The 13823-nt window shown below is 69.7% G+C and carries 18 protein-coding genes; 10 read left to right on the top strand and 8 right to left on the bottom strand.

The genetic code is table 11. The features are described from left to right. Window positions 1-152: 152 nt before the first annotated feature. The 3 genes from BLW47_RS13575 to BLW47_RS13565 are packed head-to-tail and all read left to right on the top strand — an operon-like array spanning window position 153 to window position 1793. Window positions 153-581: a hypothetical protein gene (locus tag BLW47_RS13575; RefSeq protein ID WP_091556241.1), complete on the top strand. Its 429-nt coding sequence runs from the start codon at window positions 153-155 to the stop codon at window positions 579-581. Continuing rightward, the gene (locus BLW47_RS13570) at window positions 575-802 is read left to right on the top strand and encodes a helix-turn-helix transcriptional regulator (protein ID WP_091556239.1); all 228 of its coding nucleotides are present in this window, start codon (window positions 575-577) and stop codon (window positions 800-802) included. Before BLW47_RS13575 ends, BLW47_RS13570 begins: the two co-directional genes overlap by 7 nt. A 4-nt stretch (window positions 803-806) precedes the next feature. Further along, the gene (locus BLW47_RS13565) at window positions 807-1793 is read left to right on the top strand and encodes an NAD(P)-dependent alcohol dehydrogenase (protein WP_091556237.1); all 987 of its coding nucleotides are present in this window, start codon (window positions 807-809) and stop codon (window positions 1791-1793) included. On the opposite strand, the gene BLW47_RS13560 is transcribed toward BLW47_RS13565, so the two are convergent. After that, on the bottom strand, window positions 1790-2719 hold the full coding sequence (locus tag BLW47_RS13560) for a diacylglycerol/lipid kinase family protein (protein ID WP_091556235.1): 930 nt from the start codon (window positions 2717-2719) through the stop codon (window positions 1790-1792). The two genes, BLW47_RS13565 and BLW47_RS13560, sit on opposite strands and share 4 nt — an antisense overlap. Before the next feature lie 479 nt (window positions 2720-3198). Between BLW47_RS13560 and BLW47_RS25115 the strand changes: the two genes are divergently transcribed. Together BLW47_RS25115 and BLW47_RS13550 are read left to right on the top strand one after the other, a co-directional pair. Further along, window positions 3199-3351 carry a hypothetical protein gene (locus BLW47_RS25115; RefSeq protein WP_175543623.1) on the top strand — a complete coding sequence of 51 codons (153 nt, stop codon included), beginning with the start codon at window positions 3199-3201 and terminating at the stop codon, window positions 3349-3351. Continuing rightward, complete coding sequence (locus BLW47_RS13550; RefSeq protein ID WP_091556231.1) at window positions 3348-3620, top strand: hypothetical protein; 273 nt, start codon at window positions 3348-3350, stop codon at window positions 3618-3620. The genes BLW47_RS25115 and BLW47_RS13550 overlap by 4 nt, the downstream gene beginning before the upstream one ends. 49 nt (window positions 3621-3669) lie before the next feature. On the opposite strand, the gene BLW47_RS24715 is transcribed toward BLW47_RS13550, so the two are convergent. The 4 genes from BLW47_RS24715 to BLW47_RS13530 all read right to left on the bottom strand — a co-directional run bounded on the left by BLW47_RS24715 (window position 3670) and on the right by BLW47_RS13530 (window position 5922). Further along, entirely contained in the window at window positions 3670-4626 is a 957-nt protein-coding gene (locus BLW47_RS24715; protein WP_139307288.1) for a CU044_5270 family protein, read from the bottom strand. Beyond that, the gene (locus BLW47_RS13540; protein WP_091556227.1) at window positions 4623-5198 is read right to left on the bottom strand and encodes an RNA polymerase sigma factor; all 576 of its coding nucleotides are present in this window, start codon (window positions 5196-5198) and stop codon (window positions 4623-4625) included. Before BLW47_RS13540 ends, BLW47_RS24715 begins: the two co-directional genes overlap by 4 nt. Window positions 5199-5363: 165 nt before the next feature. Next, window positions 5364-5642, bottom strand: a complete 279-nt coding sequence (locus BLW47_RS13535) for a hypothetical protein (protein ID WP_091556225.1) — start codon at window positions 5640-5642, stop codon at window positions 5364-5366. After that, entirely contained in the window at window positions 5635-5922 is a 288-nt protein-coding gene (locus tag BLW47_RS13530; RefSeq protein WP_245736623.1) for a DivIVA domain-containing protein, read from the bottom strand. The genes BLW47_RS13535 and BLW47_RS13530 overlap by 8 nt, the downstream gene beginning before the upstream one ends. 315 nt (window positions 5923-6237) lie before the next feature. Between BLW47_RS13530 and BLW47_RS13525 the strand changes: the two genes are divergently transcribed. Genes BLW47_RS13525 through BLW47_RS13510 form a run of 4 tightly spaced genes read left to right on the top strand, consistent with a single transcriptional unit; the run spans window position 6238 to window position 7863 of the window. Then, window positions 6238-7155 (top strand): helix-turn-helix domain-containing protein, encoded by a 918-nt coding sequence (locus BLW47_RS13525; protein ID WP_245736622.1) that lies wholly within the window; start codon window positions 6238-6240, stop codon window positions 7153-7155. Between the two features lie 19 nt (window positions 7156-7174). After that, entirely contained in the window at window positions 7175-7369 is a 195-nt protein-coding gene (locus tag BLW47_RS13520; RefSeq protein WP_091556219.1) for a DUF397 domain-containing protein, read from the top strand. Between the two features lie 38 nt (window positions 7370-7407). Further along, complete coding sequence (locus BLW47_RS13515; RefSeq protein WP_245736621.1) at window positions 7408-7611, top strand: DUF397 domain-containing protein; 204 nt, start codon at window positions 7408-7410, stop codon at window positions 7609-7611. A 57-nt stretch (window positions 7612-7668) separates the two neighbouring features. Beyond that, window positions 7669-7863 carry a DUF397 domain-containing protein gene (locus tag BLW47_RS13510; protein ID WP_091556216.1) on the top strand — a complete coding sequence of 65 codons (195 nt, stop codon included), beginning with the start codon at window positions 7669-7671 and terminating at the stop codon, window positions 7861-7863. A gap of 54 nt (window positions 7864-7917) precedes the next feature. Here the strand turns inward: BLW47_RS13510 and BLW47_RS13505 are convergent, their stop codons facing one another. From BLW47_RS13505 to BLW47_RS13495, 3 genes are all read right to left on the bottom strand, one after another. Continuing rightward, window positions 7918-9840 (bottom strand): DUF2075 domain-containing protein, encoded by a 1923-nt coding sequence (locus BLW47_RS13505; RefSeq protein ID WP_091556214.1) that lies wholly within the window; start codon window positions 9838-9840, stop codon window positions 7918-7920. Window positions 9841-10035: 195 nt separating this feature from the next. Continuing rightward, window positions 10036-10509, bottom strand: a complete 474-nt coding sequence (locus BLW47_RS13500; protein WP_091556212.1) for a hypothetical protein — start codon at window positions 10507-10509, stop codon at window positions 10036-10038. Window positions 10510-10613: 104 nt separating this feature from the next. After that, window positions 10614-12263, bottom strand: a complete 1650-nt coding sequence (locus BLW47_RS13495) for a methyl-accepting chemotaxis protein (protein WP_217634846.1) — start codon at window positions 12261-12263, stop codon at window positions 10614-10616. Window positions 12264-12439: 176 nt separating this feature from the next. On the opposite strand from BLW47_RS13495, the gene BLW47_RS13490 reads away from it, so the two are divergent. Continuing rightward, window positions 12440-13807, top strand: a complete 1368-nt coding sequence (locus tag BLW47_RS13490; protein WP_091556208.1) for a GDSL-type esterase/lipase family protein — start codon at window positions 12440-12442, stop codon at window positions 13805-13807. Window positions 13808-13823 lie beyond the last annotated feature (16 nt).

Raw genomic sequence — 13823 nt, 5'->3', positions numbered from 1 at the left:
GTCGTTCGATGCTCACCCTGCGGGTGAGGTCGCCGCCCCCTCGACGGCCTGCCGGCGCGCCGCCGGCCGCAGATCGATGTCAAGGATTCTAGACACGGTGTAAAACGAGCGCTACATTGCTGGTGTCAAGGATTTTGTACATCGGAGGCGCCATGACCCACGAAGAGAAGCGCGCGTGGACGATGCTGGTCGTCAGCGTGATCACGTACACCGCGTACGTGATTACGATCATCAACCGGGCGAACGGACGCCCCCTGGCCGACGTCCCCTACGCCGCCACCGTGCTGTGGACGATCGGCGCGGCCATCGTCGCGTCGGTCGTGGTCGAGACCGCGATGGCCGTCGTGAACCCGAGGGCGTCGCGCGACAAGGACGTACGCGACCGGGAGATCCGCCGGCTCGGCGAGTACACTGGACAGTCGTTCGTCATCATCGGCGCGGTCGCGGCCATGCTCATGGCGATGGCCGAATGGCACCTCTTCTGGATCGCCAACGTGATCTACCTGGGCTTCGTGCTGTCGGCGGTCCTCGGCTCGATCACGAAGATCGTCGCGTACCGCCGGAGCTTCCCGCAGTGGTGAAGCCGACGCGCGTCACGAACTCCATCCGCGCGCTGCGCTTCGCGCACGGCGAGATGACCCAGGCCGAACTCGCCGAGCGCGTCGGCGTGACGCGACAGACCGTCATCGCCATCGAGCAGGGCCGGTACTCACCGTCACTTGAGATGGCCTTCCGGATTGCCCGGGTGTTCGGCGTTCCGCTCGACGACGTGTTCCAGTACCCCGACTCCGCAGAGGTGTGACGCAATGAAGGCGATCGCTCAGGACGTGTACGGCCCGGCGGACGTGCTCGAGCTACGTGACATCGACCCGCCCTCGATCGGCGACGACGACGTGCTGGTGCAGGTGCATGCCGCCGGCGTCGACCCCGGCGTGTGGCATCTGATGACCGGCCGGCCGTACCTGCTGCGCGCGATGGGGTTCGGGCTGCGCCGGCCGAAGGTCGCGGTGCGTGGCCGCGACGTCGCGGGGGTGGTGGCGGCGGTCGGCGCGCGCGTGGCGCGCTTCCGCCCCGGAGACGAGGTGTACGGGACGTGCGAGAGCGGGTCCTTCGCCGAGTACGCGGCCGCGCCGGAGAATCGGCTGGCGGCGAAGCCGGCGGGGCTGTCGTTCGAGCAGGCCGCGGTGACGCCGGTCTCCGGGGTGACGGCGCTGCAGGCCGTCCGCGACTGCGGGCGCGTGCAGCCGGGGCAGCGGGTCATGGTGATCGGCGCGGCCGGCGGCGTCGGGTCGTTCGCGGTGCAGATCGCGAAGGCGTGCGGCGCGATGGTGACCGGCGTGTGCAGCACCGCGAAGGAAGCGCTCGTGCGCTCCCTCGGCGCGGACGACGTCATCGACTACACCCGCGACGAGATCGACCGACACGGGGCGCGGTACGACGTTGTCATCGACACCGCCGGCAACCGCCCGCTGTCGCTGCTGCGGCGCGCGATGACCCCGCACGGGACGCTGGTCATCGTGGGTGGCGAGCACGGTGGCGGCCCGGTGCTGGCCGGCTTCGACCGGCAGCTCCGGGCGCCACTGGTCTCGATCTTCGTCGGGCAGCGGCTGCGCGTCCTGATGGCCAGGGAGGGCGCCGCGGAGCTCGAGGAGCTGACCCGGCTCATCGAGTCCGGCGCCGTGACCCCGGTCATCGACCGCAGCTACGGTCTCGCCGACGCGCCCGACGCGATCCGCTACCTGGCCGAGGGCCACGCCGCCGGGAAGATCGTCATAACCGCGCGGGCCCGCTAACGATCCGGGCGGTCGGCGGGCGCCATCACGCGCAGCGCGTTGGGGTCCAGGCCGATCCGCAGCGGCGTCTCCCCGCACAGCTCGCCGTCGATCTCGACGCGCGCCGGCCGGTCGGTCTCCAACCGCAGCTCCCCGACGGCGAGGAACGGCACGTCGTCCAGGGTGCGCCGATGCCCGGTCGCCGCGTTGCGCGCCGTCTCGCGCAGCAGCTCGCGCGTCGACGGACCACCCACGGCGTACGCCACGAGCAGCCGGTCGTCGGCGTCGGTGCCGGCGGTGATCGGCCGGCCGGCGTGGAAGCCGCCGTTCGCCACGTACAGCTGGTGGGTCACGAACTCGTGTTCCCGTCCGCCGGCGCGCACGGTGGCCCGCAGCGGCCGGTGCCGGGTCAGCAGCGCCAGTGCGGTCATCGGGTACGCCAGCCGGCCGACGGCCCGCTTGAGCCGCGGCGGCGTCCGGAGCATCACGTCGGCCGACAGCCCGACGCCGATGTGGTTGGTGAACCGCGTCTCCCCCACCAGCCCGAGGTCCACGTCGATCACCTTGCCCTTGGCGAGGACCGCGACCGCGGCGTCCAGGTCGAGCGGGATCCCGACCGTGCGGGCGAAGTTGTTGGTCGTGCCCAGCGGCAGCAGGCCGAGCGCGATGTCGCGGTGGGCGAGCAGCCGCGCCGCCGCGCTGATCGTGCCGTCACCGCCGCCGACGACCAGCAGATCCGGCCCGAGCGCGGCCGCCGCGGCGAGGCTGCGCTCCAGCTCGCCGGCCCGGTGGACCGGGTACGTGCCGAGCAGGGTGAAGCCCGCCGCCGCGAGACCCGACCGGGCGCGGTCGTAGAGTTGGCGACCCCGGCGGGAGCGGGCGTTGACGACGAGGGCCGCCCGCCGCTGCCCCCGGATCGCCGCGGTCAACTCCGGCTTCGATCGCATAGGAGAAGACGTTATCGCCGAACCGGGCGGCACGACCCACGCCGGTGCTGCAGTCCTGTGAGATGGCCGGCGCGTCGCGACCCGAGATCGCCCAGGAGAACGTTTGAACCCAGCCAGCGTGAACGAGAGCCTGTCATAGGGTTCGCACAGCGAATTCAACTTATCAAGTACTGGTTCGAGCCTCACTTCGGCCTGCAGTGAACGCGGCCGTAACGCCCGCCTCACGCCGCCGGGATACGCCCATGCGAGCATCGCGACTCGGCTCATGGTGTGGCTCACCCAGGGCGGCGTCCCGACCGACCGGTTCGCCACGTGTTCCGGGGGCGCCCCCGCGTCGGCGCGGCGGTGTTGGCGGACCCATCACCGGCCTGGTCGCGTGGAGCCAATCCGACATAGGCACCACAGCTGCATGTTGATCGGGTTGTGGAGGCTGGCTAGGGTGCGTGCGGAAGATGGCGCAGGGAGGCCAGCGGGGGGACATGAACGACTTCTTCGTCGATCCGCCGGGCTTGAGCGGGTTGTACAACATTCTGGTGCGCGCGGCGGACCACGCGGACGACACGCTTCAGTACACGACCGATCCTTGTCAGGGCCCGGCGGATCACTCCGACGACACCCGGTACGGCGGATGAACGCGTGGACCCGGTGGCGCCTCGCCCTCCCCCTCATCGGACTGTCCGCGATCTCCCTGACAGCTGCCCTCATCGGGCTTGTCGCGTGGTGGGATCTCAGCGACGTCGGCGAGCGGGCACTCAGCACCGCCATCTCACTGGTCCTGGCCACCAGCCTCGCCGTGAGCGTGTCGATCGGGGTACGCCGAACCGAAGACGTGCCGTGGCTACGCATCGGTGCCGTCGCTGTCGGATTCCTCATCTCCTGCGGCTTGTCCGCGTTCCTCTGACTCTTGCGAACATCCCCGGCGGCGGCAGATGGTCTACGTCGCGCAACCTTCACGACGGAAGCTGCCCCGGCTTCTCCACCACCGCCTGACGCAACACTCCGGTCTCCCGCGTCCCCAGGAAGACGTAGGTAGCGGCGTCGAAGATCAAAAGGTCGCTTTCAGGGAGCCCGACTCCGACCCCGGCCCGACCTGCCGCGTCTCGTACGCCGTTCACCTCCCTGACGCCGGGAACCGACGACAGTGCCTCGAACAGCGCCGCGCGCTGCCGAGCAGTCAGGTACGTGCCGCCACACAGAAGGTCTCTCGCATTCTCAAACACCGCTGCATGCCGCGGTTCGTTCGCAGCGAGGTGTGATGGACTCGGCGATTGACTGGCGCCCTGCTGCCGCTGAGCGATTGCGTAGAGCCACGCGCGCATGGCAGGCCCGTCGCCCGGGGCACTCTTGTTGAAGCCGGGTTGGGAGGTACACGGGTCGGCCTCGTTGGGCAGGTCGTTGGGTGTGGCGCAAGGACGAATCGGTGGCATTTCGGTCCACGCGTTGCGGTGTCCGTGCGGGCGTTGACGGCTGGTGCTGGTCCGGGTCCCGTCCACGGAAATCCACGTTTGAGTAACAGAGGCATCCCTCTCGACCATTTTGGTCGTGCCGTCGGGCTGCTGCATCTGCATCGGGACCGCGCTGACGCTCTCCGTGAAGATGTACTGATCTGGACGGGGTTGTCGGGCGTCGGAGCTGCGCGCGACCAGCGCGGCGTTCCGAAGGACACTCGGGATCTGCTGCCTCGTTCCAACTCCGGGCCGAGGTTGCTGCTGCGCGACCGAAAAGGTAACGGCGGTGACGACACTCAGCGCTGCCAGGCCAGTGATCGCGAGCTGCCACCGCCGCTTCCGGGGTGGGACAGCCGGGGTGCCACCGGCAAGAGCGCGGTGTCGCAGTGAGACCGGAGGAGTCGCATCTGCCGGAGCCAAATCGTCGCCCAGCCGCTTCAGCATGTCGATTTCGTTCACCGTGGCTCCCTGGAGGAGTAGTCGGGCAGGGCTTCGCGAAGCTTGCGGCGGGCGCGGTTGAGCCGGGAGCGGACCGTCCCGACCGGAACCTGTAATGCTTGCGCCACCTCGTCGTAGCTGAGTCCGCCCCATGCGATCAGGAGCAGGACGTCGCGGTCCTTCCGGGACAGCTTCGCCAGAGCATTTGCGAGAGGATCCCGCCACGCTTCGGCTGACGCTGCACCTGCTACCCGGTCGGCCAGGGATTCCTCGCCGTGCTCGTGTTTGACGCGCTGCAGCGTTCGGTACCGTGCGCGCTCCGTCCGGTGGTGGCGAGCAATCTCGCGGTTGATGATCGCGAACAGCCATGGTCGCGCGTCTACGCGCTCCACGTCATATCCGCTGCGCCCACGGAACGCCGCGATGAACGTCTCGGCGACGACGTCCTCGGCGAACTCCCTGCCCAAGCGGCGATACGCATACCCGTACAGCGCAGTGGCGTGCCGTTCGTACAACGCGGCAAACCGATCCGGGTGCTGCAAGGACTCCGCGATGATCGTGGCGTCGGTTGGCCCCGTGATCACATCCGTCATCGTTGGTCGAGCCGTCGTCGGTTCAACTTGAGCCGTCCTTCCACAGTCCGCTACTCCCACTGCCATCTATGCACGAGCAGAGGTTTGGGTTCACGGCAGCTCGCGAGGGCGCTGATCGCGAGGCCCAGCAACGGACGGCCCCGATCGGGCGACATCAGCGTCGCCTCAGACTTGCCGCTTGCGGACACGCCCACCCCACCCGCCGCGGGGTGGCCGTGCGCACCAGCCGATGAACCGCTCGACGACCTGCCTCGTGCTCAGGCGGCCCAGCTCCGTGTTCGCGACCACGAGGTACGGCCTCAGGTAGCCGACCAGCGCCCGCACGTTGCCACCGAACAGCTCGACCAGCTGTCGCTTGCGCGTCGGGCATGGCCACTCGTCACCGCACACGGTGCACGCCCAGTCCGGGCGGGACGGCGCGTGCAGCGCCGGGTAGTCACCCATCGATCCACCGCTGCCGCTGCCGCCCCCACCGCGTCTGCCAGTCCCGCAACGCGCACTTGATCCGAAGGTTCTCGTCGCGCACCCGCGCCAACTCCGCGTAGAGCGCCGCCATGTCGGCCGCCACCCGGTCCAGGAAGTCGCGGACCTCCCCCGGATCCATCCCCCGCCGCCCCAGCCGCGTGGAGCCGAACCGCTTCGAGCGGATCTGGCGCGGCCCCAGCGGCAACCGCGACGCGGCACCGTAGAGCGTGCCGCGTCGCTCCTCCCCCGGCCGCGTCACCGCCGGCCCCACGCGGCAAAAACCAGAGGGTACGTCGCAAGCTCGGCGCCTCCGCGTATCCGGTCAGTGGTGGCCCGCATTTCCCTTCCCTTCGAATACGCCATCGCTACGCACGGACGGCCGGTTGAGCCCGGCGAGGAGGGCGCGACGGGCACCCACCTGCACGCCTGCTCCCCGCCGGGGCCTGGAAGGCCGGCGCCGCCGCAGCCCTCCGCAGCAGTACGGCGGTGCCGGCGCGCCCTCAGATTGACAGGCGTAGAAGTTGGATCTCAACCTTCAGTGGAAGGTTTAATAGTCGTAACAGTCGATTGAAGAATGACGTTGACCATCGATGGGTTACGCGGAACACTGAGCACGGTCGTCGATGAGGAGGTAGGCGTGCCGAGGGAGACCGGCCCGACCATCGCCCGCTGGCAGCTTGGTCGGCAGCTCAAGTCGCTGCGCGAGGCGGCGAGCATGACGCAGGTGCAGATCGCCGACGTGCTCGGCTGTTCGGAGTCGAAGATCTACAAGATCGAGAGCGGTGACGTCGGCATCGGCCGTGGCGATCTGCTCGTGATGCTCGACCGCTACAAGGTGTCCGACGACGGCCACCGCGAGGCGATCCTCGACCTGCAGCAGCAGGGCCGGCAACGCGGCTGGTGGAGCCGGTACGGCCAACTGTCGAACAGCTACGCGACGTACGTCGGCCTGGAGGCCGCAGCGACCACCGTCCGCAACTTCGAACTGGCGGTCATGCCCGGTCTCCTCCAGACAGAGGAGTACGCGAGGGTCATCATCAGCGCGTCGCGGCCGAGTAACGACGCCGAAACCGAGCGGCATCTGCGCCTGCGAATGGAGCGGCAGAAGCGTCTCGACGACGATCCACCGCTGAACTACTGGACGATCCTGGATGAGAGCGTCCTGCACCGGGAGACCGGCAGCCGGGAGGTCATGCGTGAGCAACTCCGCCACTTGATCGAGATGAGCAAGCGGTCGAACGTCACGGTGCAGGTGTTGCCGTACAGCGAAGGCTGGCATCCCGGCACGCTCGGATCATTCAACATCCTGGAGTTTCCGGAGGACGTGCACTCCCCCGTCGTCTACACGGAGACTCTTGCCGGCGACGCGTATCTCGAACGCCAGGAGGAGATCGGGCGGGTTAGCCTGACATACACCCACCTGCACGCGGCCGCACTCAGCGCCACCAAGTCCAGAGAGCTGATCGCGGCTGTCGCCAGAGACCTGGCGTAGACCGGAAGGAGGGGCGACGGTGGAACTGTCCGGCGCCAAATGGCGGAAGAGCACGCGGAGCAACACTAACGGCGCGTGCGTCGAGGTGGCGGACCTCGACGCGGCCGTAGCCGTACGAGACAGCAAGGATCAGAAGGGGCCAGTCCTGGTCTTCGCGCCAGCGCCCTTCGCGGCATTCGTCGCAGCGCTCAAGGACCATACGCTCGTCGACTGAGCGCCACTCCAATGCGTCCATGGGTGAAGGAGAGGCCGGTGGAGTGCCCTGACACGGCCCGCGCGACCTGGCGGAAGAGCACACGCAGCAACGGCTCGGGGAACTGTGTGGAGGTAGCGGAGCTTGCCGGCGGTATCGGCGTCCGCGACTCGAAGAACCTGACGGGCGGCCTTCTCATCTTCGCCGCCCCGGAGTGGTCGACGTTCATCGGCGGCATCAAGCACGGCTCGTTCAACGACTGAGGGAGAGCTCATCGCCGCTGTGGCCAGAGACCTGGCGTAGACGGAAGGAGGAGCGACGTGGACCTCTCTCGCGCCAACTGGCGGAAGAGCACGCGGAGCAACGCGAACGGCGCGTGCGTCGAGGTGGCGGACCTCGACGCGGCGGTAGCCGTACGGGACAGCAAGGATCGCAACGGTCCCGTCCTGGTCTTCGCACCAGGACGCTTCACGACATTCGTCGCAGCCCTCAAGGACCGTACGCTCGTCGGCTGAGCGCCACGTCAACGTCGCGGACGGACGAACGAGCGGCCGGTTGAACGGGTTTCCTCACACTCGCTGATGGACGCCGGGCGCCACCGGCTCGTACACGGTCTCCGGGCCGCGCCGCACACGCACGAGCTTCCTCAGGTAGTCCCGCGTCTCCGCGTCCGTCGCGTAGAGCATCGTGCCGCGCATGCCGCGCGTCATCAGCACCTTGTACGTGTTGCGGATGAGCCGGTCGGCCTCCTCGTCGCTGAGCGCTTTGCGGCTCTTGAACGCCGGGTCCTTTGATTCGCTGCGCTGCGTCACCAATCGTCCGTTCCGCGCCACGAGGTCCGGGCCGAGGATCACGCCCGACCACTCGTACTCGAATCCCTGCGCCGTGTAGACGCAGCCCACCTGACCGAAGCCGTTCGGGTCGGTCGCCCAGTAGGCGCTGCCAGGGGCGTCACCGACGCTGCGGTCGCTCTTCACGTTCCATGGACGGGCCCAGGTGCCGATCTGGACGTCGGGAACGAGCGAGTCGTCTGGGCGGGGATCGCTCCACGGCCAGCAGTAGCCGGCGGAGATCCGGGCGGTCTCTCCGCGCGCCTGCTTGGCCGCCAGGAACGCCTCCAGCTGCTCCGGTGACTCGGCCAGCCGCAGGTCGAACCGCCCGTCGCCCTCCCACGGGTACGGCTCGCCGCCGTCGAGCCCGAGCAGGTGCAGCACCCACCGCTCGTACTCCTCGCTGCCGCCGCACCGGAACTGGTCATGCAGCGAGACCACCTCGACGTCCAGGCCGAGCCGCCGCGCGTACCCGGAAATCACGTCGACGCTGCCCAGCTCGCCCGGCTTGACCACCTGGTGCTCGTCCAGCAGGAAGACCGGCACCCGGGCCGCGGCGATCAGCTCGTCGATCTGCGGCCGGGCGACGTCCCGCTTCGCCTTCGGGGTGTACCGGTTGACCGAGGTCTCCCGGATGCGATGCGCCTCGTCGCAGAGCAGCACGTCGAAGCCGTTGCGCTCGGCGGTCATGAAGCTGTTGAAGTACTTGAACAGATTCTGCAGCCGGGTGGAACCCCGCCCGGCATAGCGGCGCAGAGTCTGCGTGAACGAGCGCGAGCCGGTCGCGTGCATGACCGACCGCTGCTGCCGCGCCAACTCGCCGAGGACCGACAGCGCGATGACGCTCTTTCCGCTGCCGGGTCCGCCGGCCACGACCACGACACTCTTGCGGTCCGCCGACCGCGCGCGCTCCACCGCGTGCAAAACCAGTTCGTACGCCAGGTGCTGCTCGTCCAGCAGCGTGAAGTGCGAGCGCTCCTTCAGTTCCTTCGCCGCGTACGTGAGCAGGTGGCGACTGGGCCGCACCGAGCTGGTGAGGAACCGGTCGGCGGCGGCCGCGCCGGGCGCGGGCGCCAGATGTGTACGCAGGTAGTCGAGAAACTGCCCGCGCCGCTGCTTCGTGAACAACCGGCTCTGCTCGGTCGGGCGCCGCGCGAACAGGTCGGTCACGTCCCGGTCGACCGCGTTGTGCAGGTAGGCCGCGCCGCGCACCGGGGTACGGCGGTCGGCGAGGACACCGAGAAAATCGGTGAGGTAGTCGCAGTAGTCACCGACCTGGACGCCGGGGTGCAGTCGCGGCCCCGCGGCGTGCTCCACCGCGACCAGGGTGTCCGAACCCTCGTACGACGTCGCGTACGACCACTGCTTGAGCTCCACCACGACGTACGAGTCGTCGCCGGTCTTCGGGTCGACGCCGGCGAGGACCACGTCGATCCGCTTGCTCGTCAACGGCAGCTGGTATTCGACCAGCACCTCGACCTGATCAAGGCCCGCGTCGGCGAGATCCTGCCCCAGTACCGCCAGGCTGCGCGACCATGCCCGGCGTTCGGCCGGGCTCACGCCGTGCCCGCTCATCCACACCTGCTCCGCGACCCTGTCCGCGAGGGTGCCTACGGTGGCCAGTCGCAGCAGGCCGTCCGCGGACGTGCGAAACGCCGACATCGAGAGTTGCCCCCGGGCAGCACGAAGTGATCGTGCGGATGGGGGGCATATCCGGAAGCCGGAAGCCCGTCGGTTACCGCTCTGGTTGCCACGACTGTAGCGATGAGATCAACTCAGCGCTATGGGACCCGCGGGCGATTGTCCGCGCCCTGGGGTTCGTGCTCACCATCCGCAACGCACGGCCGCCCGCCGCGCTCAGTCGTGCCGCTCGGTCCGCTCGACCTCGGCGAACGCGGCGGTCAGATAATCGGCCAGCGGCCGCCCGCTGCCGGTGAGGAGGTCCGCGACGAGCAGCGGCGCGTGCCGGGCCAGCTCACCCCGGTCGGGCGGGGTTTCGTCGTCGTCCGGGTCGTACACGCCCAACGCACCGGCAAGCAGGACCAGCATCACGTGGGGGTCCACGGTCGGCTGCCACTCGGCCGCGCCACGCACGGCGCGGGCGAGCACCGTCCGGATGTCGTCGCCGTCGAGCCCGTCCGGGTGGGTCTGCTCCAGCAGCAGCCGAACCACGGCGCCGAGGATCAGACCGGCCCCGTTGGCGGCGGCGAGGGTCGCGACCGCGTCGTCGTACTCCTCGGGATCGCGCCGCTGGACGGCGGCCACGGCCTCGGACGCCGCCAGCGCGATCTCGCGCGCCGGCGCGGGCAGTTCGCGCCATGTCGCCGTCATCGGCCCAGCATGGCAGACCGGTCAGCAGCGGAACGCCGACGGGGTGCGGCTGCACCCCGTCGGCGGACGGCGCCGGGGGTGGCCGTCGGAGCCATAGCTCGGAGTCAGACGCGGAAGCGGGTCACCAGGTCGGAGAGCTCCTCGGCCATCGCCGACAACCGCTGTACGGCACCCTGCGCCTGGGTCACCTGCGCGGTCGCCGCGGCGGCGGCCGTGGCCACCCCCGCGACGTTCGCCGCGATGTCCCCGGACCCGCTGGCGGCCTCGCTGACGCTGCGGTTCATCTCCTGGGTCGTGGCGGTCTGCTCCTCGACGGCGGAGGCGATCGTCACCTGGAAGTCGTTGATCCGGGCGATCACGGTGGAGATCTCGCCGATCGCGGTGACCGCCGCGGCCGTATCGGCCTGGATCGCCGCGACCCGCCCCGAGATGTCCCCGGTCGCCCGCGCCGTCTCCTGGGCCAGCTCCTTCACCTCGCCGGCCACCACGGCGAAGCCCTTGCCCATCTCCCCCGCGCGCGCCGCCTCGATCGTGGCGTTCAGGGCGAGCAGGTTGGTCTGCTCGGCGATCGAGGTGATCACCTTCACCACGTTGCCGATCTCCGCCGACGAGTCGCCGAGCTTGCCCACCAGGTCGTTGGCGGCCTTCGCCGCCGTGACCGCCTCCGCGGCGACCCGCGCCGCCTCGGTCGAGTTCTGTGCGATCTCGCGGATCGAGGCTCCCATCTCCTCGGAGCCGGTGGCCACGGTCTGCACGTTCCGGGACACCTGCTCGGCCGCCGCCGCGACGGTGCTCGCCTGGGCGGCGGACTCCTCCGCCCCCGTGGCGATCGCGGTGGAGACGCCGGAGAGCTCGCCGGAGGCGGCGCGCAGCCCGGTGGCGTGCTGGGTTATCCCGGTGACGGCATCGCGGGTGGCGGCGACGAACCGGTTCAACGACCGGGACATCCGTCCGATCTCGTCGGTCGAGTCGTCGGTGACCTGCTGGGTCAGGTCGCCGCCCGCGGCGGCCTCCATCGCCGTGGCGACCCGGCGGATGCGGCCCACCATGCGCTGGGCGACCAGCAGGCCGAGCGCGAGCGCGCCGACCAGACCCACCGCGACGGTCCCGCCGATCAGCAGGGTGGCCGTCGTGGCCTGCGCCTGCGCCTGCTCGCTCGCGCGGGTGCTGCGGGTCTTGACGGAGGTCACCAGCGCCTCGGTCCGCTCGAGGACCTTGAAGTAGACCGCGTACACCTCGCCCATGATCATCTTGTCGGCCGCCTGCGCGTCGGCCGCCGTGCCCTTCCGGTAGAGCGCGACGGCCTTGTCGTCGAGGACGAAGAACTCGTCCCACAGCGTCACGATCTCCTCGTACAGCCGCCGCTCCTCCGCCGTCATCGCCCCGGTGTCGACGGTCTTGAGCAGGTTGCGCAGGCCGTCCGCCTGCGCCAGGTAGCCCTTGCGGTTGTCGCGGTCCGGCTGCACCGCCACCGGCCCACCGGCGAGCGCCGCGTCCCACGCGTACGCCGTCTGCCAGCCGCTGACATCGGAGTTGTAGTACTTGATGTCCGCGACCTGCTGCATCAGCGTGGTCAGCCGCGCGGCCCGCTCGGATGCCTGCTTCTCCTGCTGGGCCGCGCCGATGCCGACGACGCCGACCGTCAGCGCGGCGACGCCCCCGACGGCGACCACCGTCATGATCTTCGTGCGTACCGTCAGGGTCCGCCGGCTGCGGCCCAGCGGAGCCGCGTCAGAGGTTGAGGTGCTACTCACGCGAACGTTCCTTTCGGTCGTGTCGCACATCACATCGGTCGCGAATCACACAAGGTGAACAGTTCAGACAATCCACGAGGGTCACCCGGCGACGAGGCCTCGGCGGCGTGAAGACGGCCCGGAGGAGCATCGGAGGATCTCCTCACGTCGGCGCGTCCACGCCCGATAGCGGCGGCGTGGCATCCCGCACAGACATCGCCGAGGCGCGGGCGGCGATTGGTGAGGTCGCTGCGAGAGCGGCATCCCTGGCCCGGGGCACCGTCGTCGCCGTCGCCGCCACCACCGCGCTGCTGACCGGCGCACCCTCCACCGCCACGGCGGCACCCGGTGACACCACGACCCCGGGGACCGGCGGTGTCACGCCGACTCCGCCGCCCCGCGTGCGGCTCATGCCGCTGGGTGACTCGATCACCTGGGGCTGGGCCCCCACGGCGCCGAACGGCTACCGCAACGACCTGTACGACCGGCTGACGGGCGTCGGCATCAACGTCGACTTCGTCGGCTCCGTCAAGCGGGGTTCGGGACCGGACACCGACAACGAGGGCCACTCGGGGTGGGAGATCGACCAGATCGCCGCGCGGATCGACGAGTGGATCGCGACGTACCGGCCGGACATCGTCATGCTGCAGATCGGCACGAACGACCTCGGCCGCAACGTCGACATCGCGAACGCGCCGCAGCGGCTGTCGACGCTCATCGACCGGATCCGCGCCGCCCACCCCGGGTGCCGCGTGGTGGTCGCGACGATCACGCAAACTCCGACGGCGGCCCTCGCCCGAAAGATCGCTGACTTCAACGCGGCGATTCCGGCGATCGTCGCGGCCAGGGGACCGTTGGTCTCGATGGTCGACCAGTCGATGGTGGGCAGCCTCCCCGGCGATCTCGTCGACCCCCTCCATCCCGGGACGTGGGGCTACCAGAAGATGGCCTACCAGTGGTACCGCGCGCTCGAGCCACTTCTCAACACCACCGGCTCGCCCTGGCCCGAACGGGACAACCCGTTCCGCAGGACCGCGACGATCACCGCGGTGACGCCGGCGCGGAACGCCACGGTCCGGGCCGTTGTCCCGTCGAGGGTGACGGCCTCCCACCCGAACGGGATCGCCCGTGTCGACCTGTACGTCAACGGTGTCCGCGTCGGCGGCGACACCACCGCCCCGTACACCGTCGACGTCGATACCCACGGCCGCAGCGGTCCCCAGAGGCTGGTCTGGAAGGTGACCGACCGGCTCGGCAACGTCACCTCCCAGCTCCGCGACATCACCGCGGACAACGTCGCCCCGTACGTGTCGGTGACGAGGGCGCCGCAGAACAGATCGACGGTGCGCGGAACGGTCGGTGTGAGCGTGGCCGCGAAGGACACCCACGGGGTCAACCGCGTCGAGCTGATCGTCAACGGCAGAGTCGTCGCCCGCGACACGACGGCCAGCTACTACCTGCCGGTCAACACGGCCAGGCAGCCACGGACCATGTACGTCCAGGTGCGCGCCTACGACCACGCCGGCAACGTGCGGTACACGCCGACCATCGTGTGGCGCCGCTGACCTGGACGCCTCGTCG

The sequence above is a fragment of the Micromonospora pattaloongensis genome (assembly GCF_900107255.1).
Taxonomy (GTDB): domain Bacteria; phylum Actinomycetota; class Actinomycetes; order Mycobacteriales; family Micromonosporaceae; genus Micromonospora_I; species Micromonospora_I pattaloongensis.
The sequence above is the reverse complement of the archived record's forward strand: the minus strand, read 5'-3'. Positions and strand labels throughout refer to the sequence as shown.